At 31.7% G+C, this 25,974-nt stretch carries 28 protein-coding genes; 4 read left to right on the forward strand and 24 right to left on the reverse strand.

The window, feature by feature from the left end:
* The first annotated feature begins 208 nt into the window (after positions 1-208).
* Positions 209-397 carry a transposase gene (locus ACQRC6_RS04265; RefSeq protein ID WP_427847900.1) on the forward strand — a complete coding sequence of 63 codons (189 nt, stop codon included), beginning with the start codon at positions 209-211 and terminating at the stop codon, positions 395-397.
* Between the two features lie 118 nt (positions 398-515).
* Here ACQRC6_RS04265 and ACQRC6_RS04270 read toward each other — a convergent pair whose 3' ends face one another.
* On the reverse strand, positions 516-1,274 hold the full coding sequence (locus ACQRC6_RS04270; RefSeq protein WP_427847901.1) for an SDR family NAD(P)-dependent oxidoreductase: 759 nt from the start codon (positions 1,272-1,274) through the stop codon (positions 516-518).
* A 584-nt stretch (positions 1,275-1,858) separates the two neighbouring features.
* On the opposite strand from ACQRC6_RS04270, the gene ACQRC6_RS04275 reads away from it, so the two are divergent.
* The 3 genes from ACQRC6_RS04275 to ACQRC6_RS04285 all read left to right on the forward strand — a co-directional run bounded on the left by ACQRC6_RS04275 (position 1,859) and on the right by ACQRC6_RS04285 (position 6,258).
* Positions 1,859-2,470: a TetR/AcrR family transcriptional regulator gene (locus tag ACQRC6_RS04275; RefSeq protein ID WP_427847902.1), complete on the forward strand. Its 612-nt coding sequence runs from the start codon at positions 1,859-1,861 to the stop codon at positions 2,468-2,470.
* Between the two features lie 270 nt (positions 2,471-2,740).
* Positions 2,741-4,504: an ABC transporter ATP-binding protein gene (locus ACQRC6_RS04280; protein ID WP_427847903.1), complete on the forward strand. Its 1,764-nt coding sequence runs from the start codon at positions 2,741-2,743 to the stop codon at positions 4,502-4,504.
* Positions 4,501-6,258, forward strand: a complete 1,758-nt coding sequence (locus ACQRC6_RS04285) for an ABC transporter ATP-binding protein (protein WP_427847904.1) — start codon at positions 4,501-4,503, stop codon at positions 6,256-6,258. Before ACQRC6_RS04280 ends, ACQRC6_RS04285 begins: the two co-directional genes overlap by 4 nt.
* A gap of 263 nt (positions 6,259-6,521) precedes the next feature.
* Here ACQRC6_RS04285 and ACQRC6_RS04290 read toward each other — a convergent pair whose 3' ends face one another.
* From ACQRC6_RS04290 to ACQRC6_RS04400, 23 genes are all read right to left on the reverse strand, one after another.
* The gene (locus ACQRC6_RS04290) at positions 6,522-7,208 is read right to left on the reverse strand and encodes a DUF6873 family GME fold protein (protein WP_427847905.1); all 687 of its coding nucleotides are present in this window, start codon (positions 7,206-7,208) and stop codon (positions 6,522-6,524) included.
* A complete protein-coding gene (locus ACQRC6_RS04295) occupies positions 7,205-7,951 on the reverse strand; it encodes a TrmH family RNA methyltransferase (RefSeq protein WP_427847906.1) in 747 nt (248 codons plus the stop codon). The genes ACQRC6_RS04290 and ACQRC6_RS04295 overlap by 4 nt, the downstream gene beginning before the upstream one ends.
* Before the next feature lie 55 nt (positions 7,952-8,006).
* Positions 8,007-8,507, reverse strand: coding sequence for a DUF4342 domain-containing protein (locus ACQRC6_RS04300; RefSeq protein WP_075659262.1), 501 nt, complete (start codon positions 8,505-8,507; stop codon positions 8,007-8,009).
* Between the two features lie 47 nt (positions 8,508-8,554).
* Positions 8,555-9,652 (reverse strand): DUF3048 domain-containing protein, encoded by a 1,098-nt coding sequence (locus ACQRC6_RS04305; RefSeq protein WP_427847907.1) that lies wholly within the window; start codon positions 9,650-9,652, stop codon positions 8,555-8,557.
* A gap of 137 nt (positions 9,653-9,789) precedes the next feature.
* Positions 9,790-10,440, reverse strand: coding sequence for a potassium channel family protein (locus tag ACQRC6_RS04310; protein WP_075659264.1), 651 nt, complete (start codon positions 10,438-10,440; stop codon positions 9,790-9,792).
* Positions 10,441-10,442: 2 nt separating this feature from the next.
* Positions 10,443-11,771, reverse strand: coding sequence for a TrkH family potassium uptake protein (locus ACQRC6_RS04315; RefSeq protein ID WP_427847908.1), 1,329 nt, complete (start codon positions 11,769-11,771; stop codon positions 10,443-10,445).
* 64 nt (positions 11,772-11,835) lie between these two features.
* Positions 11,836-12,186, reverse strand: coding sequence for a 50S ribosomal protein L20 (gene rplT / locus ACQRC6_RS04320; RefSeq protein ID WP_427847909.1), 351 nt, complete (start codon positions 12,184-12,186; stop codon positions 11,836-11,838).
* A 12-nt stretch (positions 12,187-12,198) separates the two neighbouring features.
* Positions 12,199-12,390 (reverse strand): 50S ribosomal protein L35, encoded by a 192-nt coding sequence (gene rpmI / locus ACQRC6_RS04325; RefSeq protein ID WP_019107680.1) that lies wholly within the window; start codon positions 12,388-12,390, stop codon positions 12,199-12,201.
* Positions 12,391-12,401: 11 nt separating this feature from the next.
* Positions 12,402-12,986 (reverse strand): translation initiation factor IF-3, encoded by a 585-nt coding sequence (infC, locus tag ACQRC6_RS04330; protein ID WP_075659267.1) that lies wholly within the window; start codon positions 12,984-12,986, stop codon positions 12,402-12,404.
* Between the two features lie 107 nt (positions 12,987-13,093).
* Entirely contained in the window at positions 13,094-13,711 is a 618-nt protein-coding gene (udk, locus tag ACQRC6_RS04335; RefSeq protein ID WP_075659268.1) for a uridine kinase, read from the reverse strand.
* Positions 13,701-14,930, reverse strand: a complete 1,230-nt coding sequence (locus tag ACQRC6_RS04340; protein WP_427847910.1) for a peptidase U32 family protein — start codon at positions 14,928-14,930, stop codon at positions 13,701-13,703. The genes udk and ACQRC6_RS04340 overlap by 11 nt, the downstream gene beginning before the upstream one ends.
* A complete protein-coding gene (locus ACQRC6_RS04345; protein ID WP_075659270.1) occupies positions 14,917-15,573 on the reverse strand; it encodes an O-methyltransferase in 657 nt (218 codons plus the stop codon). Before ACQRC6_RS04345 ends, ACQRC6_RS04340 begins: the two co-directional genes overlap by 14 nt.
* A 42-nt stretch (positions 15,574-15,615) precedes the next feature.
* Positions 15,616-17,277 carry a ribonuclease J gene (locus ACQRC6_RS04350; RefSeq protein ID WP_075659271.1) on the reverse strand — a complete coding sequence of 554 codons (1,662 nt, stop codon included), beginning with the start codon at positions 17,275-17,277 and terminating at the stop codon, positions 15,616-15,618.
* The gene (locus ACQRC6_RS04355; RefSeq protein WP_169969677.1) at positions 17,277-17,735 is read right to left on the reverse strand and encodes a Fur family transcriptional regulator; all 459 of its coding nucleotides are present in this window, start codon (positions 17,733-17,735) and stop codon (positions 17,277-17,279) included. Before ACQRC6_RS04355 ends, ACQRC6_RS04350 begins: the two co-directional genes overlap by 1 nt.
* A gap of 8 nt (positions 17,736-17,743) precedes the next feature.
* A complete protein-coding gene (locus ACQRC6_RS04360; protein WP_427847911.1) occupies positions 17,744-17,983 on the reverse strand; it encodes a DUF1292 domain-containing protein in 240 nt (79 codons plus the stop codon).
* Between the two features lie 8 nt (positions 17,984-17,991).
* Complete coding sequence (gene ruvX / locus ACQRC6_RS04365; RefSeq protein ID WP_075659274.1) at positions 17,992-18,408, reverse strand: Holliday junction resolvase RuvX; 417 nt, start codon at positions 18,406-18,408, stop codon at positions 17,992-17,994.
* 57 nt (positions 18,409-18,465) lie between these two features.
* On the reverse strand, positions 18,466-18,720 hold the full coding sequence (locus ACQRC6_RS04370; protein WP_075659275.1) for an IreB family regulatory phosphoprotein: 255 nt from the start codon (positions 18,718-18,720) through the stop codon (positions 18,466-18,468).
* A 47-nt stretch (positions 18,721-18,767) separates the two neighbouring features.
* Positions 18,768-21,380 (reverse strand): alanine--tRNA ligase, encoded by a 2,613-nt coding sequence (alaS, locus tag ACQRC6_RS04375; protein ID WP_169969675.1) that lies wholly within the window; start codon positions 21,378-21,380, stop codon positions 18,768-18,770.
* A gap of 77 nt (positions 21,381-21,457) precedes the next feature.
* Positions 21,458-22,741: an AI-2E family transporter gene (locus ACQRC6_RS04380; RefSeq protein WP_427847912.1), complete on the reverse strand. Its 1,284-nt coding sequence runs from the start codon at positions 22,739-22,741 to the stop codon at positions 21,458-21,460.
* A 4-nt stretch (positions 22,742-22,745) separates the two neighbouring features.
* Positions 22,746-23,873, reverse strand: coding sequence for a cysteine desulfurase family protein (locus ACQRC6_RS04385; protein ID WP_427847913.1), 1,128 nt, complete (start codon positions 23,871-23,873; stop codon positions 22,746-22,748).
* Between the two features lie 7 nt (positions 23,874-23,880).
* Positions 23,881-24,276 (reverse strand): RrF2 family transcriptional regulator, encoded by a 396-nt coding sequence (locus ACQRC6_RS04390; protein WP_075659277.1) that lies wholly within the window; start codon positions 24,274-24,276, stop codon positions 23,881-23,883.
* Positions 24,277-24,287: 11 nt separating this feature from the next.
* Complete coding sequence (sufU, locus tag ACQRC6_RS04395; protein ID WP_075659278.1) at positions 24,288-24,743, reverse strand: Fe-S cluster assembly sulfur transfer protein SufU; 456 nt, start codon at positions 24,741-24,743, stop codon at positions 24,288-24,290.
* Positions 24,733-25,974 carry a cysteine desulfurase gene (locus ACQRC6_RS04400; RefSeq protein ID WP_075659279.1) on the reverse strand — a complete coding sequence of 414 codons (1,242 nt, stop codon included), beginning with the start codon at positions 25,972-25,974 and terminating at the stop codon, positions 24,733-24,735. Before ACQRC6_RS04400 ends, sufU begins: the two co-directional genes overlap by 11 nt.

Consider the following 25,974-nt stretch of genomic DNA (forward strand, 5'->3'; position numbering starts at 1 on the left):
CGGGGGTATTCTAATTACAAAAAAGGCGAGGATAATAAAAACCTCGTCTTTTTTGATACAATGTATTTATGAAAACTAAAAAACACACATTGTCATTAACTAATTATACGCTAGTTAATGACACAATTCAATTAAGAATAAATTTTAATACAGAAATATATATCCAAGATGATGTAAAACTAAGGCTTGTAAAAATATAATTGAAAGGATGAATCTATTAGAATTAAAAAAAGTCTATTCATCATATGGAAGAAAAACAGTTGTAAATCCTGTAACAATGCTTGAAATATTAATATTTTGCTATTCAGAAGGAATATTTTCATCAAGAGAAATAGAAAAATCCTGTAAATATTATTTAAGAATTAAATATCTACTAGATACAAAAACCAGCACCTGATCATAGCACGATAAATAGATTTAGACAAAAAATATAATGGCTAGATTCAAATATTTAATAAAAAAAGTGATGAGCAGAATAGATAATTCTATTCTGCAACACCACCTTGTTTTTTTGTTTAAATATTGGTAAGCCCACCATCTGTGACTAATATAGCTCCATTAATATTTGATGATTCATCTGATGCAAGGAACAATATATTATTTGCGATTTCTTCTGCCGTTGCAGTTAGTTTAGCGACCTTTGCGCCATTGTTTATGATTTCCATGCCTTCCATATCTACATTTTCGAAATTTTTTAATATTTCCGTTTCAATTCCACCTGGTGCGACAACATTTGCACGGATTTTTTTATTTCCATACATTGCCGCCGTGTTTTTTATTAGACCGTTTAAAGCGTGTTTTGAAACGGTATAAGCTGTTCCAGCTTTTCCGCCACGAATACTTGCGACTGAAGATGTCGCAACAATGCTTCCGCCATCTTTCATCAATGGGATAGATTTTTTTATTAGTCTAAAAGGTCCCTTTAAATTAATCGAAAGTATTCTATCCAACTCTTCTTCTTTTATGTTGACGACAGGTTCAAATTTATCCATTACACCTGCATTTGAAATTAAGATATCTAATTTACCGTCATTTTTTTCAATTACATCAAAAACTCTGTCGACATCTTCGCTCTTACTTATATCGGCAGGTATGGCGATAATTTCACCGGGATTATTTTCTTTTTTATTTTCTTCAACCAACTCCTCCAGGCGATTTTGTCTTCTTGCAATGGCATATACCTTAGCACCGTGCTTCGCAAAAAGTAAAGCCGTGCTATAGCCTACACCCGAACTGGCTCCCGAAATAAGAGTAACTTTATCTTTTAGTCTCATAACATAATATCTCCTCTCATATAATAATGTTGTAGTTAAAAAACTACATTTTCTTTTCTATCTCATACTCATTATGGGATAATAATTATATAGATAGAGGTCGTAGTTCACCTCCTTGAAGCTTGTCTTCCTAAAAAAAGGGTTACGGCCTCTTTTTTGATTCAATTAATTATAATAAAAATATAATCGCTAAGTCAAATATTTAATAAATTTGATTAGTCGAATAAATTTTCTACTATGCCCCTTACCTTATATAAGGTGATGGAACAGCTGTAAAATGCGCCATCATCTTTTTTTATATTGCAAATTAAGGACTTTCTCTTTTAAAAAACTCAGTAAGCCTTAGGACTTCCAGTTCCAAAAAATTAAAAGGAATTTTAAAACAATTATTAAATTGCAATAAAACTAAATTCTTATTGGCATACTGAAATTGTAGGAATAAAAATATCTATAAGATAAGGAGATTTTTAGAAATATTTTTAAATCTAATTGATAATTGTTATTGACAAGAAAGGACAAAAGAGCTATACTAATAACAATGTTATCGATAACTGTGTTATTACACTTATATAAGGAGATGAATTATGACTTTGCCAGATTATAGTATAGACTCAAAGATTTTAGATAGTGCAAAAAAAGAATTTTTAGCTAAGGGCTATGTAGATGCTTCTTTAAGAGAAATATGTAAAAATGCTGGAGTAACTACAGGTGCATTATATAATAGGTTTTCTGGAAAAGAATCTCTTTTCAAAGCTGTCTTAGACCCTACACTTAAAGACATAGATGCAATTTATTCAAATGTAGAGAATTTCAATTATGAGAAGCTAAATCTTAATGAAATGAGTAGTGTTTGGAATATGTCTGAAAAAACATTAGTAGGATTTATGGAATTCATTTACGCTCATTATGATGGTTTTAAGTTGCTTTTATGTCGTTCAGAAGGATCTATGTATTCAAATTTTTTGAATGATTTTGTAGAGGAACATACGAAAAAGACAATGCGTTTTATAAAAATTGCCTTTAAAAAAGGCATTGTGCAAGAGCATATTGATGAAGACGAAGTTCATATGTTATTAACAGCATTTTGGTCAACGATGTTTGAACCTGTTATGCATGATCTTAATAAAGAGCGTGCCATGTATCATTGTAAAGCAGTTTCTAAACTTTTTAATTGGGAAGCTGTGTTAGGTTTTTAGGTTCATTCTTTTTCGAATCAAATTTTCATTAGCATTAAAAGTTAGAAGTAAATAATTATAAAGAGTTATTATGAAAATTAAAAGAGAAAAGAATAATAAATATATGAACGTTCGAGATTGTTTTACAACAGTTATAATATTGTTTTTGTTGAAATTTATACACACATATTATCTATCATTTAGGAGCGTGGATGGAGAAGACCAACTCGAGATACCGGAAAACGCTGCACCTAGAATATATAAAATTTTATTTAATAAGGAGGTCAATAAATGAAAAATAAAGGTATGATTGAAAGTGTTCTTTTTTATGCTAAACCTTGCAAAGGAAAATTAATCTTATCTGTAATTTGTGCATTCATTTCTGTGGCAGGAGGTATGCTTCCCTTTATTTCGGCTTATCGAATTATTATTATGTTTTTTGATAATTCTGCTACTGAAGGAGATATTTTCTTTTGGGGAGGTGTTTGTATTGTTGGTTTCATAATAAAAGTATTGTTTCATGCGATTTCAACGACCTTATCTCATATTTCAGCTTATACTATTTTGGAACTTATGAGAAAGCGTGTTGCTGAAAAGCTGTTAAAGGCACCTCTTAGTGTAACACAAAATATTAATGCTGGAAAAGTAAAAACTATTGTTGTAGACCAAATTGAAAATATTGAAATTCCTTTAGCTCATGTTATACCAGAGGGTTCCGCTGCTCTTGTTTTACCATTATCAGTATTTGCCTATTTATGTATCATTGATTTTCGTCTTGCGCTGGCTTCTATTATTACTATTCCTCTTGCAATGATTCCTTATGGAATGATGCTCGGTGGCTACAATAAGACATATAAAAAATATATGGAATCCAACGAGCATATGAATAATGTAGTTGTGGAATATGTGGAAGGAATAGAAGTTATCAAGGCCTTTAATCAATCCACTTCATCCTATGAAAAATATCGAAAGGCAGTAGAATCTTTCAAAGAAACAACGCTTAACTGGTATAAATCCACTTGGAAATTTACAACATTAGGAGCTGTGATTCTTCCAACAACGCTTTTGGGAGTATTACCTATTGGAACTTTTATGTATCTATCCGGCACAACTACACTGTCTAAAATTACAATGGCTATGCTTCTTTCTATGGGCTTAGTCAGCAGTTTAGGAAGATTCATTTTATTTTTTAATCAGTTAAAATCTATTCAGTATTCAATAAATACTGTTAACAAAACTTTCGATATTAGTGAATTGCCGATAGTGTCTAAAGAGAAAGTCATATCTAAACATGATATCTGTATGGAACATGTGTCATTCTCCTATACAGGAAAAGATAATGTAATTCATGACGTTAGCATAAAAATTCCCGAAAAATCTTTTTATGCTCTTGTTGGACCTTCGGGTGGAGGAAAATCTACACTTGCTAGGCTGGTGGCACGTTTTTGGGACACAACGGAAGGAAATATATCAATCGGTGGTGTAAATATAAAAGATATTCCATTAACACAGCTTGCCGATGAAGTAAGTTTTGTTACCCAGGACAACTTTTTATTTAATAGTTCAATTATGGAAAATATAAGATTGGGAAATCCAAAAGCTACTGATGAAGAGGTTCTAGAAGCAACACGAAAAGCTCAGTGTGATGAATTTATAAATAAACTGGAACATGGCTATCAGTCAACTGCTTGTGAAGCAGGCGATAAACTTTCCAGTGGAGAACGCCAAAGAATAGCAATTGCAAGAGCTATTTTAAAAAATGCTCCTATAATTATTCTTGATGAAGCAACATCTTTTACAGATCCGGAAAATGAAGCAAAAATTCAAGAAGCTATTGCTGAGTTGACAAGAGGAAAGACTTTGCTGGTAATAGCTCATAGACTTTCTACAATAAAAAATGCAGATAAAATTTTACTTGTGGAAAAAGGTAGAATTTTACAAAGTGGAAGGCATGAAGAGTTGTTGGAAAATAGCAAACTTTATAATGATATGTGGCAGGCTCATATTGGAGCTAAAAAATGGTCTGTAAATGCAAATGAGGAGGGGCTAGTATGATTCGTATTTTAAAACGACTTTTTCAAATGATGGCAAAATATAAAAAGCGTTTGTATCTTGGAATTGTGTTATCAATGATAAACAATATACTTGGAATTGTTCCCGTCATGTGTGGTGTTTGGGTAATAAAAACAATTCTAGATGATATTAATGGCACTGCGGCATTAAATCAAAATTTTATTTTTATACTTATAGGAATAATCGTTGGTACGATACTTCTTCGTTGGTTATTTGCTTATATAAGAGCAACAAAGCAAGATAGTGTTGCCCATGAATTTACAACTAATGAACGACTAAAAATAGGTGATGTTCTAAAACGTGTATCTCTTGGGTTTTTACAACGTAAAAACATGGGTGAGATAACAACAGCGATTACAACGGATTTAGCTTTTTTTGAAGTGCAAGCTATGAATGTTATTAACAATATAGTAGATAGTTATATATTTTTGTTTATGACAATTATTTTCATGTTCTCCATTTCACCTACAATAGGTCTTTCAGCTTTAATTGCTGTAATCATATCTTCTATCGGCTTACAACTTATTGAATATCAAAGCCGTAAGAACTCTCCGATTCGTCAGGAGAGTATTAACGAAATGGCAGATGAAATTGTTCAATATGTACGAGGTATGGCTGTGGTAAAGTCTTTCAAACAGGAAGGCATTGCTTCGGAAGGACTTTACAAATCTTATAAAAAATCTAAAGACATAAATATTCGTATGGAGAAAAATTTTGCACCTTGTGATGCGTTACATCGCTTTGGTCTATATATGGGAACAAGTACAATTACCATTTTAACAGCTTTAATGGCACTACATGGCAATATGGAGCTTCATATGGCGCTCATGTTGATTGTTTATAGTTACGTTATGTTTAATACAATTGAGGCAGCAAATAGCTCTCTTCATATTCTAGAAATATTGGATACCATTGCTGAAAAGTTGCAAAGCATTGTTAATGCAGAATTTATTGACAAAGATGGCAAAGATATTTTAATAAGTAATTTTGACATTGAATTTAATGATGTATCTTTTGCTTATGAGAGTCGTGAAGTGTTAAGCCATGTTTCATTTACTATTCCGGAGAATACAATGACTGCAATTGTTGGACCATCTTGCAGCGGTAAAACTAAAATTTGCAGTCTTTTAGCAAGATTCTATGATGTAAAAAAAGGTTATATAAACATTGGCGGAAAAAATATAAAGGATTTCACTTGTGATTCACTTTTGAAAAATATAAGTATGGTATTTCAGAATGTTTATCTTTTCCATGATACCATACGCAATAATATTCTTTTTGGTGACCCCAATGCTACGGAAGAAGAAATGATTGCTGCGGCAAAATCTGCTAGATGTCATGATTTCATTATGGAACTTCCTCTTGGATATGATACTCTGATTGGAGAAGGAGGATCTACCCTTTCTGGCGGTGAAAAGCAAGGAATCTCTATTGCTCGTGCGATATTAAAAAATGCGCCTATTGTTATTTTAGACGAAGCAACTTCCAGTGTTGATCCAGAAAATGAACATCTTATTCAGCAAGCAATAAGTAATCTAACTCATGGGAAAACAATTATTGTCATTGCTCATCGCCTTGCCACGATTGAAAATGCTAATCAGATATTAGTTGTAGATGAAGGAAAGATTGCCCAACGTGGTACACATGAACAATTATCTGTACAGGAAGGTATTTATAAGAGGTTTACTGATATCAGAGAAAAAGCTGAAGGTTGGACTATTGGATCGTTGGCATAGAAAAGAGTTGTCGTTTTATGGAACAAAATGAAAAAATAGTCGTCTATAAATAATTTAAATGTACAAGTAATATGAAAAAGATTCTGCAAACTATAGCAGGATCTTTTTTTATATAGTCATTAGTTTAGAGAGCATATCTTTTAACGCCATTTTAATAGGAGTGTTCAAATTAGTATTATAGGAATTTTAAAAATCAAGCATTAAATTGTATCAAAGTAGTTAGAGTCTTAGAGTAAAATAAATTTTCTACTATGCCCCTTACCTTATATAAAGTAAATAGAGCCATAATCTTCAATAGGTTCCCTTGAAAGGATTTCTATTTCATAATTGTACTTTTTGATAATCTTCATAATTTTTCTGTGGGAACTGTGTTCTTTAATGCTACCAGTGAAAAATATTTTTTTACCAAAACTTCCGCTTGCTCCGCCAATAAAACCATAATTAAAATTTTCTAATTTTATCTCGCCATGATTTATTTTATAAATTGGGATGATATCCCTTAGCTTCTCGTAAGTTCCTCCATCACTAGTTATTAAAAAATCTTCTGTTACAAGTGTAGTGCATTTTGAATATCCCTGTTTTATGTGGATTAATTCATATCCCCTTTCTTTATAATATTCAAGGAGTTTTTTGTCGGTGTACTTTAAATTATGAATAAAATAATTTTTAAATGTAAAAGCATTGAGTGGCACATCTCCTGGATATTTCTCGTCTAAATGCGATTCTGATTTTATAACTTTTATTCCAGTCAAAAGCGATTCATAATACATAAAATTATCCCTGTCCACAATTATATTTCCATTGGGAAGTGGATGAACTAAAATATCAGGATGTGTGTTTAGTCCTTCCATTACTTTTTTATTTTTCTTTGTTCTAATTATTTTTCCATATTTTTCTAATTTTTTTGCAGATTCTTCAGGAAAGTTTTCTGCTACTATTACATAATTCATTTCATCATCTCATAAATTATAATTGATGCCGCAACATTTGCGTTTAATGAATCCACTGTTTCACTAATTGGAATATTCAAATAACTATCTGCATTATCCATTAAAAATTCTGAAACTCCCTTTGCTTCATTTCCTATTACCACAATGTCCCTATCTTTAAATTTATAATCCCTTATTGAAGTTGAATTATCAAGGGATGTTGCAATAATATTGTAATCTAAATTTACTAAATCTTCCCTACTCATAAAATAAACTGGAACTCTAAAAATAGAAGACATAGAAGACCTAACAGTTTTTGGATTGTAAAGGTCGCAGGAGTTTGGCGAAATTATTATTCCATCAAGTCCAAAGGCATGAGCAGATCTAATAATTCCTCCAAGATTACCTGGCTCTCTAATGTCATCTAAATATAAAAATTTACCAGAATTTTTTTCAAAATCTCTGTGAACTTCTTTGTAATATGCGATTATACCTGGAGAAGTTACTGTATCGCAAAGATTTTTAAAAATATTATCTGAGAAAATATATACATTTTCTTCCTCGATATTTTTTATAATACTTTGAAATTTATTTTCTTTATAGGAAGACTCATTTATGGCAATGTATTTTGGCACAAAGTCCCTTGCTTCTTCCATTACAACAGGTTTTTCCACCATAAAAAGCCCATACTCTTGTCTATATTTTTTTTCTTTTAAATTTTTTAAAAATTTATATGTATCGTTATTTTTACTTGTAATTACCATTTTTCTCCTCGCAACATTAAAGAAAAAAGCCCCTAAGGGCTTTAATATTCAAGTTTTATAAAAATTTACTCTTGTCCTTTAAATACTCTTTTACATCAATTACTTCGCCATTTTCCATGACAATTTTAAAGGAATAGTCATAGATATAAGCTGCGGAAATTCCAATAAGTGATGCCGGCAGTGCTAAAATCATTCCAATTGCAGATGTTGTTAATGAAAGAGAGAGAACTGTTTCATTGCCCTTTTCAACAAGAAGTCTACTTGCATTTCCCTTTCTCCAAATTTCTTTTATTGCATCAACAATTTCATCAAGATACTTTATAACTCCGTCGATATATTCTCTGCCACTTTTATTTTCACTATTTTCATAAGATGCTTTTTCTTCTTCGCTTTCAAAAACCTTGGAAGGTTCAACTTTTTCCTTATACCTTCCTTCTTTTATAAATTCTATGGCAAGATCTACATCGCCATCACTATCTAAAAGTGCTTTTCTAACTATTTCATACCTTGCTCCAGTTGTATTTATAACATAATCAATTTTTGTCATATTAATCATAATATCACCTCAAAAAATATTTACCCAAAAGAAAGATTTTAAAAATTTTATTTTTTTACGCCTTCACTTTCAACTTTTGCATTTGAACTAGGGTTTTGTTCTCCTTCAGGATTTTCTGCCTGTGGTTTTTCATAAACTGCATCTTTTTCTTCATCAACTACAGATACGAAAGTTCTTCCAGGATAAAATTTAATTTTCTTACCTTCAGCATCTTTAAAAATTGTCCTCGCATCCTCATTTGATTTTTCCCATGTAATTGGTGCAAGTTTTCCCCTTTGAAGAAGAAGCCCCGTGCCAGCTCCTATGTTTGCAAGTTTTAAAGTACCCTTAGGTCCAGCTACCACACCCTTTTGGAACAAAATTATTAAATTATCTGTTGTAAATTCTTCGCCACTTGCTTCATCAGTTACAACTTGTCCTTGACGAATATATTTGTATTTACCATTTTCTTCATCGTATACAAAATTAGTTTTATAATTTCTGTTGAAGTTTAAAGTTATTTCCTTTACATCTTCTCCAGCAATATTTTCGTCTTCATTGTAAAAATTAAGTGATGCAGTGTTGTCCTTTACATCAATTCCCTTTTTTATCAAATAATTTTCAAGTTCAGGAAGTGAAATGTATCCATTGTGTGGTGCACGCTTTCCAACATTTTTGTTCCTGTGAAAAACAATTCCTTCTAGGGCAATTCCGTCGAGATCGACGACATTTCTATGTCTAACTTCAGCAAGTCCTGCTTCAGATCCACCCCAATGAGCATATATTGCATTGTATTCCTTCGCAGTCTGTACAAAGTAAGGTCTTGCAGAGCGAACTGGTCCCACACCTTCAGGTAAATTACTTTGGAAAAGTGCCATATATCTTGTGTATTCACCTTCAACCCTATACTCGTATATTATGTCGGCTTTAGAAATTTGTGCTTGTGGCCTTGCATCGTCGTGATTGTCTAGCATAACAGCAAAGATTTTGTTCTTTTCTTGCTCCTTGTCTTCTCTTTCTTCATGAGTAAGTGGTGTATAATAAACTATTTTTTCTGGTTCTTTAGGTGGCTCTTCTTTTGTTTTATTAGTAGAGCTTGTCTTGTTGCAGGCGACTAAAAAAGTTGTAATTAAACCAACAAGCAAAAGTTTTTTTAGATTTTTCATTAGATTACCTCTTTTCATATGTATTAATTTAATTGTAATTTAAAAGTTTGATTCTGTAAATAAAGTAAATTTTTATAATTCAAATTTCTTAATTTTTGAACAAAAAAGGCTACAAAATTAAATCTGTAGCCATAAAATTAATTGTTCTCTGTGAACTTTTTAATATCTTTTTCTGATCCTAAAACCGTTAAAGTGTCCTCTTCCTTGACTTTAAAAGAAGCAGTTGGGTTTACAAAATTTTCCCCATCTCTCTTAACCATTAGAACATTAAAATTATAATCTTCTCTAAGTTTTAAGTCCTTCATTTCTTTTCCATTCATCTTTGCACTTGCTTTAAACTCAAAAATTGTATAGCCTTTAGAAATTTCATTAGAATCTAATAAAGAATCATTTGACAAATTATTTGCAAGCCTATATCCCATATCTCTTTCAGGAAAAATAATTTTATCTGCACCACATTTTAATAAAATTTTGCCAAATCTATAATTAGGTGCTTTTGCAATAACTTTTTCAATTCCCGCTTCCTTTGATGCAAGGACTGCCATAATAGCCGCTTCCAAATTTTCTCCAATAGCAACTATTGCAATATCATAATTTCCTAGCGCAAGTTCTATCATTGATTTTTCATCTTCAAGATCACATATAATTGCTTCAGTAACATTTTGTGAAATCGCATCAATTTTTTCTTCATCATTATCTACAATGACAACATCATTTTTTAAATCATATAATCTTGTGGCAACAGTTGAACCAAATCTTCCGCAGCCAAATACAATAAATGTCTTCATAATTACCCCACTATAATTTTTCCTTCTGAATATTTTGTATGTTTTTTTGTTTTTCTATTTAAAATACCAATGCCTAAAGTTGCAGCTCCAACTCTTCCAAGGTACATTAAAATTATTAAAATAATTTTTGAAAGAGAACTTAAATTTGCAGTAATACCTCTACTAATACCAACTGTTCCGAAAGCAGATACTATTTCATAAAGAATGTCCAAGTATAAAAATTTTCCTTGCTCATCAATTGTAATCAATAGAGAAGAAAAAATTACCAAGGTAGAACTCAAGGTAAATATGCAAAGTGATTTAATAAGTGATTCGTGAGATATTGTCTTGTGAAATATTTCTGTCTCTTTGTTTCCTCTTAAAAACGAAATAGTGGAAAATAATAAAACTCCAAAAGTTGTTGTCTTTATCCCACCACCAGTTGATGCTGGAGATGCACCGATAAACATCAACATAATAGTTACAATTAAAGAGCTTTCTTGCATTTTTGAAATATCAATAGAATTAAATCCAGCCGTCCTTGCTGTAACTGACATAAAAAAAGATGATAAAATTTTTCCCTTTAATGTCAAACCTTCCATAGCAGCACTATTGCCTTCTATTAAGAAAAAAGCAATTGCCCCAACTAAAAGAAGTATTGCAGTTACTGAAATAACTATCTTTGAGTGTAAATTCAAATTTTTAAAATTTTTCTTTCTAAAAATATCAATAAACACCGTAAAACCTAATCCTCCAAAAATTATTAAAAGGGAAATTACAATATTCACTGTGAAATCAGATACATAGTCTACAAGAGAATTTCCTGTAATATCGAACCCTGCGTTACAAAAAGCAGAAATCGAATGAAAAATTGAAAATAAAATTCCCTTTTCAATGCCAAAATCAGGAATAAATTTTGTAGCAAGTAAAATTGCTCCAATTAACTCAACGCTTAAACTAAATTTTATAATATAAATTACAAGTCTAATAATTCCCTTGCTTGTGTCTGCATTCGTTTGTTCTCTTATAATTCTTCTCTCTGTAATTCCAATTCGCTTGTTAAACACCATAGCAACAAGGGACAAAAATACCATTGTGCCAAGCCCACCAATTTGAATTAAAAGAATAATTACAACTTTGCCAAAAGCAGTCCACTGACTCGCCGTGTTTGCAACAATAAGTCCTGTAACACAAGACGCCGATGTAGATGTAAAAAATGCATCTAAAAATCCAATCCTCTCACCATTCATACTTGCAATTGGAAGATCCAATAGACATGCTCCCAAAAAAATTAACGCAAAAAAAGAAAGGCAAACTATTAGAGGCGGATTCTTTTTTAATTTTCTAATCATAGTACCCTCATTATAATGTATTCATATATTTGTTATGCAAAAAAGCTCCCAAAAGGGAGCATTGTTATTGTTCTTTTGCAATTTGAACTAATCTTGCAAAGCCTTGTGGATCATTAATAGCCATTTCAGAAAGCATTTTTCTGTTTATATTTACATTAGCTTTCTTAAGACCACTGATAAATTTTGAATAACTCATTCCATTAAGTCTTGCAGCAGCATTAATTCTTGTAATCCAAAGTTTTCTAAAATCTCTTTTTCTTTGCTTTCTACCAATATATTCATAGTTAAGAGATTTCATAACAGCTTGATTAGCAGTTCTAAATAATTTTGATTTAGCACCAAAATATCCCTTAGCTTGTTTTAGGATATTATTATGTCTTTTTTTAGCGTTAACGCCTCTTTTTACTCTAGCCATCTTTACCTCCTATTAAGGGATCATGTGATCAATTCTCTTTTGATCACCTTTAGAAACTAAACTACCTTTTCTAAGTTTTCTTAGTCTTTTAGCAGTTTTCTTTCCAGTTAAATGTCCTTTATAAGCATAAAATCTTCTAAGCTTTCCAGAACCTGTTCTCTTAAACCTCTTCGCGGAAGCTCTGTGAGTTTTCATTTTTGCCATAAAAATCCTCCTTAATTATCAGACTTATCCTTGTCTTTTCTCTCTGAAAGGAACATCACAAGATTTCTTCCTTCCATTTTAGGTTTTTTGTCCACAACTCCATACTCAGAAATTAAATCATAAAACTTATCGAGAACTTCTTTTCCAAGATCAGTATGACCCATTTCTCTACCTCTAAATCTAACTGAAACCTTAATTCTATCACCATTTTTTAAGAAATCAATAGCTCTATTGGCTTTAGTATTCAAGTCATGATCTTCAATATTTGGAGTGAATCTAAGCTCCTTAATATTGATCACCTTTTGTTTTTTCTTAGCTTCTTTTTCTTTTTTCTCCGTGTCGTATTTGTATTTACCATAGTCCATTAAACGACATACTGGTGGTTTTGCATTTGGCGCAACATTCACTAAGTCCAGTTTTTTAGATATAGCCAAATCAATGGCTTGCAACTTAGGCACAACACCTAATTGATTACCTTCATCATCTACCAATCTGACTTCCTTTTCCCTTATCTCTTCATTAATTTGAAGTTCTTTAATTTCTAAGCACCTCCGTAAATTAAAAAAGCGAGCACCTAAAGATGCCCGCAAATTCATCGTAATTTTAAAATAACCTAAATGACTTAGCCATTAGGTGAGAAGCGGACTTCTTCTTTAATAACAAAAGATATAATAACACATAGATTTTATCTTGTCAATTATTTTTACACTAAAGATTTAATTTTTTGATATAAAAGATCAATCGCAACTTCATTTTCTCCACCTTCAGGCACAATTATGTCTGCATACCTCTTTGAAGGTTCAACAAATTGAAGATGAGATGGTCTAACTGTAGATAGATACTGCTCAATTACAGAATCTAAAGACCTCCCCCTCTCCTTCATATCTCTTTTAATTCTTCTTATTATGCGCACGTCAGCATCTGTGTCGACGAATACTTTTATATCCATTATGTCAATTAAATTTGCTTCGCTAAAAATCAAAATTCCCTCTAAAATAATTATTGGCTTTGGGATTACAATTTCCTTTTCCTTTTTTCTATTGTGAATTGAAAAATCATAAATTGGTTTTTCGATTTCTCTTCCTTCCTTTAGCATCTTTAGATGTTCATACAAAAGGTCATTATCAAAGGCAAGGGGATGATCATAATTTGTCTTTATTCTGTCTTCAAATACCAAGTTTGATTGATCTTTATAATAGGAATCTTGTTCAATCACAGACACATTTTCCCTTCCAATAAGTTCAATCAATTTTTTTGTTACAGTACTTTTCCCACTTCCACTTCCGCCACATATGCCAATAATACAGGCTTTATTGCTCATTTTCTCTCCTTAAAATAAATCCTTTTTTAACAGGTTTATCTATTTTTATTTTAAAAATCTGCTTCGCCTTATTTGCAACTTCAATTTCATTATCCTTTTCATCTAACATTTTTTCAATTTTGTAGTCAAAATGCTTTATTCCAGGTCCAAAAATTTCTATTTCATCTCCAAGGAAAACTCTATTTCTTTGCTCAATAGTTGCAATCTTTGAATTTTCATCATAATCTAACACAATTCCAAGGAAGTCATAGCCCCTTATATAAGAATTATCCTCATAAACTTGAGAGCTTTCGTTTGCCTTTCCATAAAAAAATCCAGTAGTAAAATCTCTATGGCTTACTTTCTTTATCTCTTTTAAAAGATAAGGATCGTACTTATAATTTTTTGGATCATCATAATAAGCATCAATCGCCATTCTGTAAGATCTTATTACAGTTGCAAGGTAGTATTCACTTTTTACTCTACCTTCAATTTTAAGACTTGAAATACCAGCTTCAATTAAATCGTCAATATGCTCGATCATACAAAGATCCTTTGAATTCATGATAAAAGTACCTTCATCATGCTCTTCAATTGGAAAATATTCTCCAGGCCTTTTTTCTTCAACTAAGTGATATTTATATCTGCAAGGTTGTGCACAATCGCCCATATTAGCATCTCTTCCAGTCATGTAATTTGAAAGTAGACATCTTCCTGAATAAGACATACACATTGCTCCATGGGCAAAAGTTTCTATTTCAATGGAGTATCCAACTTTTTTAATTATATCAGAAACTTCTTTTAAACTTAATTCTCTCGCCATTACAACTCTTTCTGCCCCAAGTTTTTCCCAAAACTTTACAGTTTCAGCATTTGTAACCGAGCCTTGAGTGGAAATGTGAATTGGAAAATCTGGAGCAACTTCTTTTACTTTCATAAACATTCCAGGATCTGCAACTATTAATGCATCAACTCCAATTTCATATAAATTTTTAATATAATCTTCCACTCCAACAATGTCCTTGTCGTGAGGTATTATATTTAAAGTTACATGAAGAGTCTTTCCTTTTTCGTGTAAATAATCTGCTGCCCACTTAATATCCTCTATGGAAAAATTCTTTGAAGCCTTTCTAAGCCCAAAACTCTCCCCTCCAAGATAAACTGCATCTGCACCATATTCCACTGCAGTTTTTAATTTATTAACATCACCAGCTGGTGCTAAAAGTTCAATCTTCTTCATCTTTTCTCCTAACTAAAAGTATGCCATCTCCAATTGGCACTACAGAAGATATAAATCTATCATCTTCCGAAATATCTTTTAAAAATTTTCTAAGTCTTTTTACTATTGTTATTTTTCTTCTCTTAACTAGAGAATCTTCAGCAACCATTCCCTTGAATAGGACATTGTCGCAAATAATAATGCCCTCTTCTTTTAAATTTTTAAGTGCCGAGTCAAAATATTTTTCGTACTGACCCTTTGCTGCATCTATAAATATTAGATCATATTTTTCATCTAAATCTACTAAAAAATCATAAGCATCACTTTCGTGAACTTCGATGATTTTTTCCAAACCAATGTCAGAAATATTTTTTCTTGCAATCTCTGCCATTTCTTTTTTCAATTCAACACTGTCAATTTTTTCTATTGATTTATTTCTCTTTGCAAAGGAAATTGATGAATAACCAATTGCCGTTCCCAGTTCAAGAATTTTTTTTGGTTTTTGCATTGATATTAAAAAATTTATAAATTCTTCGCTTTCTCTTTCAATTATAGGAACATGGTTTTTCTCTGCATAATCATTCATGTCCCTAAGTTTTTCATCTTTAATATCTTTTAATTTTCTCAAATAATTTTCTATATAATCGTAATTTATATTTGGCATAATCCCTCTAAAAAAGGGAACCTAATAGATTCCCTGAATATCCTAAACCTCCATAATAATTGGTAAAATCATAGGATTTCTCTTTGTGTTTTTGAAAATATATGATCTCAAATTGTCCCTAATATCTGACTTTAAGCCATTCCAATCCTTTAGATTTTCTCTTGAATCTTCTTTTAATATTTTTCTGACAACATTTTTTGCATCTTCTATTAAATCTTCAGACTCTCTCACATATACAAAGCCCCTAGATATTATATCAGGTCCTGATACAACTTTTCCTTCTTTTGTAATAGTTATTACAACAATAATTAATCCATCTTCAGAAAGATGTCTTCTGTCTCTTAGGACAATATTGCCTACATCTCCTACGCCAAGTCCATCTACTAAAATATTTCCTGAAGGTACATCGCCAACTAATTTTGCTTCTTTTTGTGAGATTTCAAGACAGTTTCCATTTTCCATTATGAAAATATTCTCTTCTGGTATTCCCATTTGAGTTGCAATCTTTGCGTGCTCCATGAGATGTCTAACTTCGCCATGAGCAGGAATAAAATACTTTGGCTTTACTAAGCTTAAAATTAATTTTAATTCCTCTTGACAAGCGTGACCTGAAACGTGAATTTCTGAAAGGGTTTCATAAATTACCTTTGCTCCTCTTTCAAGAAGTCTATTTATAACTTTTGTAACTGCATTTTCATTTCCAGGAATTGGCGTTGCAGATAGAATAACAGCATCATTTGGAGTAAGTTGGATCTTTCTATGTTCCCCATAGGCAATTCTAGTAAGAGCTGACATTGGTTCTCCTTGTGAGCCTGTTGTAATTAGCACAAGCTCGCTGTCATCGTACTTATCCATATCCTTGATATCAACAAAGGTATCTTTCTTAACTCTAAATTGACCAAGTCTTCTAGCAGTTTCCGTTACATTTACCATGGATCTACCCGATAAAACAACCTTCCTGCCATATTTTTCCGCAGAATTTATAATTTGTTGTACTCTGTGTACATTTGATGCAAAAGTTGCAATTATAATTCTATTGTCTTGTAAACTTTGGAAAAGTCTATTAAAAGTTTCTCCAACTTTTGATTCACTCATCGTGTATCCTGGCCTAAGCACATTTGTGCTTTCTCCAATCATCGCCAACACACCTTTTTTACCAATTTCCGCTATCCTAGTCAAGTTAATTGGCTCTCCACTAATTGGTGTAAAGTCAACTTTAAAATCTCCTGAGTGATAAATGTATCCAAGAGGTGTCTTTATTGCAAGAGCACAAGAATCAGGTATAGAGTGATTTACGCTAATCCATTCAACTTCCATTTTACCAAGTTTAACTACATCTCCAGCATTTACTACATGAAGCTTATCTCTTGAAAGTCTATGTTCCTTTAGCTTATTCTCTAAAAGTCCAATAGTAAGACCTGTCCCATAAATGTCTAGATCTAGTTTTCTCATAACATATGGAATGGCACCAATGTGGTCTTCATGACCGTGAGTTAATACAAGCCCTCTAATTCTATTTTTGTTGTTTTCTAAATAAGTTACATCTGGTATTACTACATCAATACCAAGCATTTCGTCTTCTGGGAAAGTCATACCACAGTCGATGATAATAATATCTTCTCTGTACTCTATAACTGTAAGATTTTTTCCAATCTCGTGAAGTCCTCCCAGAGGAATAATCTTCACTTTATTAGTGTTTTTCATTAATTTGCCTTCTCCTCAAATTTGTGGCGGCAGTCTTCGCAATAACCCATAAATTTTAGAGTGTGGTCAACTATCTTAAAATTCTTTTCTTTTTCAACTTTTGCTTCTAGTTCATTTAAATTGTCAATGTCAATTTCTTCTACTTTACCGCAATTTATGCATATAAGATGATGGTGTCTATGACCTTCTGTTGGAATTCTGAGTTCGTATCTTATAATATTGTCATCAAATACAATTTGATCTAAAATTCCCAGTTTGTGAAATAATTGAACAGTCCTATATATAGTTGCAATTCCCATTTCAGGATCTTTTTTTGCAACTAAATTATAAACTTCTTCAGTAGTCAAATGCTTATCTTTGTTGTCCAAAAAAATTTCATAAACCTTAGCTCTTTGTTTAGTGTATTTATAACCACTATCTTTTAAGATCTTTTTAACAGGATCAATTTTTAAATCCATATTCTCACCTATTCTAATTCATTTAAAAGTTCTTCATAGGCTTCTTTTGCTTCTTCAAGTTCATCATCATCAATCCCTGCAAGAAGCTCTTCACCCAATTCATCTTCTATCACTTTTAATATATAGATTTCTGGTTCCTTTTCATCTGTATAGAGTGCAACATAGTCTGTGTCGTCAATTGAAAATTTTGCATCTACAAAAAATTCAACTTCAACATTATTTTCATCATATAATTTTATTTTTTCCATTTTATCACCTATAAATTTAATCTATCCAGATAGCTTTGCAGAATATATGTTGCTGCAATTTTATCTATATATTTTTTCCTATTTTCTCTTCGAACAGAACCCGCTATTAAAACTTGCTCAGCCATCAAAGTGGTCATTCTTTCGTCAACATACTCAATTTCAATACCAAATTTGTTTTTCAATTTTTCTGCAAACTTCATGACTTTTTCACTTTGCGGCCCAATAGTATTGTTCATGTTCTTTGGAAGACCTACCACTATTTTTTCAATATTATTTTCTTTTATTATGTCATGAATTTTATCATAGACGCTTTTGTTTGATTCTCTTTTTATAGTCATAAGAGGCTGCGCTGTAAGCATGAGAGCATCAGATATTGCTACTCCAATCCATACATCGCCAACATCAAGGCCTAAAACTTTATTCATATAACCACAACCTTTACAGGTACATATATAATATGTAAAAGAGATGGTCTAGCCATCTCAATTTTTTTCTAAATAAACTTTCAACATTTCTTGTAAAAGTTCATCGCGCTCTATTTCTTGAATCATGGATCTTGCATTATCATGACTTGTAATATAAGTTGGATCGCCAGATAATATATATCCAATAATTTGGTCAGAAGGATTGTATCCCTTTTCCTCTAGAGCATTATAAACAACTTTTAAAACACTCTTAATTCTCTCTTGTTCCAAACTGCTTTTTTCAAAAATTTGTGTATTATTGTTTTGATCCATAATTACCCCCAGATAGATTATATCATAAAATATCTACTTTGATAATATTATAATAGTTCTCTTAGCTTATTTAGAGCTTCATCAACTTTATTTAAATTCTTAGCACCAGCAGTTGCCATATCTGGCCTTCCGCCTCCGCCTCCGTCAGCAACTTTTGCTATTTCTTTTATAATTTTTCCAGCAGCAATTTTCTTTTCTACTAAATCTTTTGAAACTGCACATACAAAGTTAAGTTTTCCATCATTTATTGTCGCAAATAAAACTACAACTGAACCAACTTTATTTCTAACTTCGTCAGCTAAATCGCGAAGTGTGTTTACATCAACCCCATCGAATTTTTTAATTACATAATTTATGCCATTTTTAACTTTTACTAAATCAATAAGACCTGAAATTTGATCCTTTGCCATGTCGCGCTCAAGTCTTTCAATTTCTTTATTTGCTTCTTTAAGATTTTTGTTGTTTAATTTTATCTTTTGTAGAATTTCATCTTTATTTGATTTCAATTCCCTGGCTATTTCTTCTTGTTCCTCTTTTAATTCATTTAAATATTTTAAAACAGCAGGACCTGTTATAGATTCAATTCTTCTTATCCCATTACTTATACCACTTTCAGATAGTATTTTAAACATAGAAATTTCAGAAGTATTTGATACATGAGTACCACCACAAAGTTCCCTAGAATAATCTCCCATGGAAAGAACTCTAACTTCTTCGTGATATTTGTCTTCGAATAGACCAATTGCACCCATTTTTTTTGCTTCATCTAAATTTGTAATCTTGGTTTCAACGGGAAGAGCTTCAAAAATCTTTTCATTTACAATTTTTTCAACCTTATCAATTTCTTCCTTTGACATCGCCTCAAAATGAGAAAAGTCAAATCTCATTCTGTCAGGCATAACTAGGGAACCAGCTTGATTTACATGATTTCCAAGCACGTCCTTTAATGCTCTGTGAAGTAAGTGAGTTACAGAGTGATTCCTTCTTATATTATTTCTTCTAACAACATCAATAATAGCTTTAACAGGAGCTTTCTCTAGTTTACCTTCCTCAACTTCTACAAAGTGAAGGTGGAGCCCATCTTTAGTCTTTTTAGTATCAGTTACCCTTAATCTAAATTTGTCGGAAATAATTTCTCCAGTATCTCCTACTTGCCCACCACTTTCACCATAAAAAGTAGTTTTGTCTAGAATTACAATTCCCCTCTTGCCCTTATCTATGCAATCGACAATTTCATCATCATAAATAATTCTTATAATATGTCCTTTGCATTCATTTTTTTCGTAACCTAAAAACTCATTGGAAATTCCTTCAAATAGGTGCTTGTTGTCTTGATTTGCCCAGCCTATATTTTTATCATCTCTTGCATCTCTTGCTCTTTTCCTTTGAAGTTCCATTTCTTCTTCAAATCCAGTCATGTCGACATCAAGATCTTCTTCCTTTAAAATTTCTTCTGTCAAATCAATTGGAAATCCATAAGTGTCATATAGTTTAAAGGCTTTTTTGCCCTCTAACAACCTTTCATTATTTGTCTTCATTTCTTTAATGTGAGCATTAAGTCTTACGAGTCCATCGTCAATAGTTTCTAAAAATTTTTCTTCTTCTCTTCTAATTATTTCTTTAATAGACTCTCTATTTTCTTTTAACTCTTTATATTGATCGCCCCAAGAATCAATTACCATATCTGCAATTTCAAAAAGAAAAGCTCTCTTTATCCCTAGTTTTCTTCCATGTCTTGCAGCCCTTCTTATAAGTCTTCTTAATACATAACCCCTTCCTTCATTTGAAGGTACTATTGTATCAGAAATCATAAAAGTCATTGCTCTTATGTGGTCGGTTATAACTCTAAAGGAAATATCTGCCTTTTTATCTTCGCCATATTTTTTGCCTGAAACCTTTGCAATTTCTTCTATTATATCTTTTATTGCATCTATTTCAAAAATATTGTCAGTCTTTTGTAAAACTGTGGCAATTCTTTCAAGACCCATTCCCGTATCAATATTTGGATGTGAAAGTGGATTGTAATTTCCATTTTCGTCCTTATCAAATTGTGTGAAAACTAAATTCCAAACCTCGATAAATCTGTCGCCTTCTCCACCAGGTCTTTCATCTTCTGAACCATATTCTAATCCTCTATCAACATATATTTCTGAGCATGGACCGCTTGGGCCTACCTCAAGTTCCCAAAAATTATCATCTTTTCCAAGTCTAGTAATTTTTTCTTCGGGGATTCCAATTACATCTCTCCAAATATTGTATGCTTCATCGTCATCTTTATAAACAGTAACCCAAAGATCTTCTTTTGGAATTTCAAGATTGACTGTTAAAAATTCCCAAGCCCACGGAATCACTTCGTGTTTGAAATAATCGCCAAAGGAAAAATTTCCTAACATTTCAAAAAATGTTGCATGTCTATCTGTCAATCCTACATTATCTATATCACCAGTTCTAATGCATTTTTGGCAAGTCGTAACTCTCTTTGCAGGTGGAATCTCTTCGCCAGTAAAGAATTTTTTCATTGGCGCCATTCCTGCACCGATTAAAAGAAGTGACTTGTCATTTTTTGGAATTAGCGAAAAACTTGGTAATATTAAATGGTTTTTTGATTCAAAAAAATTTAAAAACTCAGTTCTTATATCGTGTAAACCTAAATACTTCATAAACAACTCCTATTAAAAATCCTCCCATTCCCTGGGAGGATGTGCTATAAATATTATAATTATAAAGAATATGAATGTCAATTAGAGCTATATTTGTCGTTGTATTTTATTTTTGCAAAATCAATTAGTATAAATATAATTGACGTGATTGGAACAGAGATTACCATTCCCCAAACTCCAAAAATTCCTCCACCAATGATTATTGAAATTAAAATAAGTAATGGATTTAACCCTGTGCTATCTCCAATAAGTTTCGGTGCGAGAATATTATTTTCTATCCATTGAACTAATATGAATAAAACCATTACCCAAAATGCTTTTACTGGAGAATCTACTAATGCAAATAAAACTGCAGGCACACATCCAAGGAAAGGTCCTACATATGGAATAATATCTGCAATACAAGTGATAAGTCCAATAATTATTGCAAAGTCCACTCCTAATATTAATAGATAAATCATAGTGAGTACTCCAACGAAAATTGCCATTAACATTCTTCCTCTAATAAATTGTTGAAGAGCTATGTCTATTCTGTTTGCCAAAAATGTAATGTCATCTCTATATTTGTTTGGAATAATTTTTTTTACTTTATAAGTGAATTTTTCCTTGTCCACAGAAAAGTAAAATGAAAATAAAATTATTAATACTAATCTAAAGGCACCAGTCAATGCTCCATATACCTTTGAAAAAACTCCAGAAAGTGAACTCATAAGTGAGCCTTGAATTTTTGTAGCTAAATCGTTAATAGTTTTTGTCATGGAATTTAAAATATTTGATACAATTTGTGGCGTCTTGACATCCACCCCAACCTTTGGATTTGACTCTTTATAGATGTCTATAAAGTTTTCTGGTAATTCAATATTAAAATTTGCAAAAATCTGCGTCAAGAAATCATTTACGTTTCTCGTAAGTGTGTCCACCATTGCAGGTAAGCTTGTGAGTAAATTTGAAACTTCATTAATAGTTTTTGGTATTACAGAAATTATTAATATTCCAAAAATTAAAATAACAGAAATATAAACTATTATTACTCCAAACTGTCTTTTTATTCCCTTTCTCTCTAAATAATTTACTATTGGATCTATTATGTATGCAAAAATAATTGCAATAATAGCAGAAGAAAGAGTATAACCTAGAATTGGGAACTTGTTAAAAATTATTGTTATTAAATAGAAAGCTAAAATTCCTAAAAATATTTTTGTAATGTAATGTAGATCTATATTTATTCTTTTTTTGCCTTCAATATATCTATTCCCAATATTTATTAGATAATAAATTGCCAAAAATATTAAAAGTATAGATAATGTTACAAGGGCATAAATCATAAATCTCGCAGCATTACCGGAAATTTGTTCCAACATATTATCACCTGTTCTTGAACTTTTTCATCCCTTCACTTATTTTCTCCACTACATAATCGCACTCTTCTTTTGTGTTATTGTGATTTATAGAAAGTCTAAGCATTGAAAGAGAATCTTCTTCACTTCTTCCAATTGCCCTAAGGACATGGGATGGATTTATACTTCCCGCTGCACAAGCAGATCCAGATGAAACACATATATCATACATATCAAGGTATTGCACCATTGTTTGTGGCTTAGTATCCTTTAGCGTAATATTAATATTTCCAGGAAGTCTATTGTCTATTGGACCATTAAAAATAATTCCATCTATGTTTAAAAGTTTTTCAATAGTATAATCTCTTAAATCACTTGTGTAGTTTATATTTTCATCCATATTTGCATAGGCGTCTTCTATTGCTTTTGCTATGCCAACTATGGATGCAATATTTTCTGTGGATGCTCTCATGCCCCTTTCTTGTTCTCCACCATTTATAAAGGGCGAAATTTCTACGCCTTCTTTAATGTATAAAATTCCAATTCCTTTAGGAGCTCCAAGCTTGTGTCCTGATATAGAAAGCATGTCCACGTCTATATCTTTTAGATTAAATTTAACATTTCCCATAGCTTGTACTGCATCTGTATGAAATAAAATATTTTTTTCTCGAGCAATTTTTGAAATTTCAGAAATTGGCTCAATGGTTCCTATTTCATTATTCGCAAACATTATGGAAATTAATTTTGTATTGTCCTTTATTTTTTCACTTAATTCATCTAAATTCACAAAGCCTTCTTCGTCTACTGAAATTAGAGAAGTTTCATTGCCAAATCTCTCAACTGATTTAAGTGAATTTAAAATAGCTGGATGTTCTATCTTTGATGATATTATATGATTTTTTTCTCTTGGATTCAATGTTTCTTTTATAACCCAGTTGTCAGATTCAGATCCTGATGAAGTAAAATAAATTTCACTTGGCTTTACTTTTAAATTTTCTGCAATTTTTATTCTCGAGTTTTCAATTGCCGCTCTCGACTTTTGTCCTAGAGAATAAATTGCCGATGCATTCCCATAATTTTCTCTCAAATAGGGAAGCATGGCCTTTAGTACATTCTCTGTGATCTTTGTAGTAGCAGCATTATCCATGTAAATCATATTAACCTCACATGTCTGCCAGAGTCATGGACTCCATTACATCTTCAATTTGTCCTTGTAACTTCGATAATATATCTCTAGTTGCACAATCCTTTAGCTTTCCGCAATTGATATTTTTGCCAAGGTCACAGCAAGAAAGAGAAATATCACCTTCAAGAGCATTTATTATTTCTCCAATGGCAATATCCTTTGGAGCTCTCGATAAAACATAGCCTCCACCTGCTCCTCTTATTGATTTAACGAGTCCAGCTTTTTTTAAAAGAGAAAAAAGTTGTTCTAAATAAGATTCTGATAAATTTTCTTCTTTTGCAATATCCTTTAGTGCAATGGGACCCTTCCCTTCATTTTCTTTTAAATTATACATTGCCATTAAGCCATAACGGCCCTTTGTAGAAAGTTTCATTTAATCACCTCTTATGATGGAATAAAAGATCCTTCTTCTTTATTGTTTTCTAACATATCTTTTAAAGTGTACCATGAAAGGACTGCACACTTTACCCTTGCCGGAAGATTGCTAATGGATTCAAAGGCTATGGCATCGTCAAGTTCTTCAAGCTCGTCAGGATCTTTGACTTCACCCTTTACCATTCCAATAAATTTCTTTGCTCTTTCAATAGCTTCTTCCACAGTTATCCCTCTTACATTGTCACACATAATTGATGTGGATGCTTGTGAAATCGCACAACCATGTCCCGTATAAGAAATGTCTTTTATAATTCCATCTTCTACTTTTAACTGAAGAGTGATTTCATCACCGCAGCTTGGATTGTGTCCAAGCTCTTTGTGAGTATAATCCTCTAAATCACGTCTATTGTGTTTATTTCTAGAATGTTCTAAAATTAATTCTGTGTAAATATTATCAAGATTCAATGCCTAAAATCCTCCTTACATCTTCAAGATGATCCACGAAATAATCAATTTCTTCAACTGTATTATAAATTGCAAAGCTTGCTCTACAAGAGAAGTTTGACCCTAAAAATCTATGAAGAGGTTGAGCACAGTGATGTCCTGACCTTATTGCAATGCCATAAGTATCTAAGATTGATGCAACATCGTGGGGATGAGCCTCTTTAAAGTTAAATGATATTACTGGAGCTCTATTTTTGTTGCTAGTTGTATAAACTTCAAGATATTCTAATTTTATTAATTTTTCATAACAATAGTCAGTTAAATATCTTTCGTACTCGTCAATCCTTTCCATGCCATATTTATTTACAAAATCAATGGCTGCTGCAAGGTTTACTGCACCTTCAACATTTGCAGTACCAGCTTCAAATCTTTGCGGTGCATTTAAAAAAGTTGTATGGTCTTCATAAACATACTCTATCATATCGCCTCCTGTTAGGAAGGGTTCCATTTCATTTAATATGTCTTCTTTTCCATAAAGTACACCTATTCCTAGAGCAGAGTACATCTTATGACCAGAAAATGCCAAGAAGTCAACATCAAGTTCACTTACATTTACTTTTCTATGAGGCACAAGTTGTGCGCCGTCTAAAATAATTTTTGCCCTTGAATTTTCTCTAACATACTTCACAATTTTTTCAATATCTGGATTTGTCCCTACTACATTAGATGCTCCTGTAATAGATAAAATCTTTGTCTTTTCCGTAACTTTTTCTTCTATTTCAGAAAAAGGAATTTGCTTGTCCTCGTCTATATACAAATATTTTAATTTTGCGCCAGTTTTTCTAGCAACTTGTTGCCAAGGAACTAAATTTGAATGGTGCTCCATTATTGAAATTACAATTTCGTCGCCTTCACTTAAATTATTAAGTCCATAAGAATAGGCTATTAAATTTAATGCCTCTGTTGCATTTCTCAAAAATACAATTTCACTTGCCTTTTTTGCTCCTACAAAATCAGCAACTTTTTGCCTTGCATTTTCATAAACTTCCGTCGATTTCATTGCAAGATAGTGAGCTCCCCTATGGGGGTTTCCATTTTCAGTTTCATAAAAATTTTGAATATTTTCTAAAATTTCACGAGGCTTTTGAGTTGTTGCTCCATTGTCAAAGTAGACAATATTCTTTCCATTGGGTTTCAATTTTAAAAAAGGAAACTCTCTTCTTATATTTTCTATTTCTTTATTTGTAAACAT

The organism is Peptoniphilus sp. SGI.035 (genome assembly GCF_050315115.1).
In the GTDB taxonomy this organism is placed as follows: Bacteria; Bacillota; Clostridia; order Tissierellales; family Peptoniphilaceae; genus Peptoniphilus_A.

Excerpts from the sequence above, each read along its gene's own strand:
- ACQRC6_RS04265 (WP_427847900.1), top strand. The coding sequence starts at position 209 with ATGAATCTATTAGAATTAAAAAAAGTCTATTCATCATATGGAAGAAAA.
- ACQRC6_RS04270 (WP_427847901.1), bottom strand. The coding sequence starts at position 1,274 with ATGAGACTAAAAGATAAAGTTACTCTTATTTCGGGAGCCAGTTCGGGT.
- ACQRC6_RS04275 (WP_427847902.1), top strand. The coding sequence starts at position 1,859 with ATGACTTTGCCAGATTATAGTATAGACTCAAAGATTTTAGATAGTGCA.
- ACQRC6_RS04280 (WP_427847903.1), top strand. The coding sequence starts at position 2,741 with ATGAAAAATAAAGGTATGATTGAAAGTGTTCTTTTTTATGCTAAACCT.
- ACQRC6_RS04285 (WP_427847904.1), top strand. The coding sequence starts at position 4,501 with ATGATTCGTATTTTAAAACGACTTTTTCAAATGATGGCAAAATATAAA.
- ACQRC6_RS04290 (WP_427847905.1), bottom strand. The coding sequence starts at position 7,208 with ATGAATTATGTAATAGTAGCAGAAAACTTTCCTGAAGAATCTGCAAAA.
- ACQRC6_RS04295 (WP_427847906.1), bottom strand. The coding sequence starts at position 7,951 with ATGGTAATTACAAGTAAAAATAACGATACATATAAATTTTTAAAAAAT.
- ACQRC6_RS04300 (WP_075659262.1), bottom strand. The coding sequence starts at position 8,507 with ATGATTAATATGACAAAAATTGATTATGTTATAAATACAACTGGAGCA.
- ACQRC6_RS04305 (WP_427847907.1), bottom strand. The coding sequence starts at position 9,652 with ATGAAAAATCTAAAAAAACTTTTGCTTGTTGGTTTAATTACAACTTTT.
- ACQRC6_RS04310 (WP_075659264.1), bottom strand. The coding sequence starts at position 10,440 with ATGAAGACATTTATTGTATTTGGCTGCGGAAGATTTGGTTCAACTGTT.
- ACQRC6_RS04315 (WP_427847908.1), bottom strand. The coding sequence starts at position 11,771 with ATGATTAGAAAATTAAAAAAGAATCCGCCTCTAATAGTTTGCCTTTCT.
- rplT (WP_427847909.1), bottom strand. The coding sequence starts at position 12,186 with ATGGCTAGAGTAAAAAGAGGCGTTAACGCTAAAAAAAGACATAATAAT.
- rpmI (WP_019107680.1), bottom strand. The coding sequence starts at position 12,390 with ATGGCAAAAATGAAAACTCACAGAGCTTCCGCGAAGAGGTTTAAGAGA.
- infC (WP_075659267.1), bottom strand. The coding sequence starts at position 12,986 with ATGAATTTGCGGGCATCTTTAGGTGCTCGCTTTTTTAATTTACGGAGG.
- udk (WP_075659268.1), bottom strand. The coding sequence starts at position 13,711 with ATGAGCAATAAAGCCTGTATTATTGGCATATGTGGCGGAAGTGGAAGT.
- ACQRC6_RS04340 (WP_427847910.1), bottom strand. The coding sequence starts at position 14,930 with ATGAAGAAGATTGAACTTTTAGCACCAGCTGGTGATGTTAATAAATTA.
- ACQRC6_RS04345 (WP_075659270.1), bottom strand. The coding sequence starts at position 15,573 with ATGCCAAATATAAATTACGATTATATAGAAAATTATTTGAGAAAATTA.
- ACQRC6_RS04350 (WP_075659271.1), bottom strand. The coding sequence starts at position 17,277 with ATGAAAAACACTAATAAAGTGAAGATTATTCCTCTGGGAGGACTTCAC.
- ACQRC6_RS04355 (WP_169969677.1), bottom strand. The coding sequence starts at position 17,735 with ATGGATTTAAAAATTGATCCTGTTAAAAAGATCTTAAAAGATAGTGGT.
- ACQRC6_RS04360 (WP_427847911.1), bottom strand. The coding sequence starts at position 17,983 with ATGGAAAAAATAAAATTATATGATGAAAATAATGTTGAAGTTGAATTT.
- ruvX (WP_075659274.1), bottom strand. The coding sequence starts at position 18,408 with ATGAATAAAGTTTTAGGCCTTGATGTTGGCGATGTATGGATTGGAGTA.
- ACQRC6_RS04370 (WP_075659275.1), bottom strand. The coding sequence starts at position 18,720 with ATGGATCAAAACAATAATACACAAATTTTTGAAAAAAGCAGTTTGGAA.
- alaS (WP_169969675.1), bottom strand. The coding sequence starts at position 21,380 with ATGAAGTATTTAGGTTTACACGATATAAGAACTGAGTTTTTAAATTTT.
- ACQRC6_RS04380 (WP_427847912.1), bottom strand. The coding sequence starts at position 22,741 with ATGTTGGAACAAATTTCCGGTAATGCTGCGAGATTTATGATTTATGCC.
- ACQRC6_RS04385 (WP_427847913.1), bottom strand. The coding sequence starts at position 23,873 with ATGATTTACATGGATAATGCTGCTACTACAAAGATCACAGAGAATGTA.
- ACQRC6_RS04390 (WP_075659277.1), bottom strand. The coding sequence starts at position 24,276 with ATGAAACTTTCTACAAAGGGCCGTTATGGCTTAATGGCAATGTATAAT.
- ACQRC6_RS04400 (WP_075659279.1), bottom strand. The coding sequence starts at position 25,974 with ATGTTTACAAATAAAGAAATAGAAAATATAAGAAGAGAGTTTCCTTTT.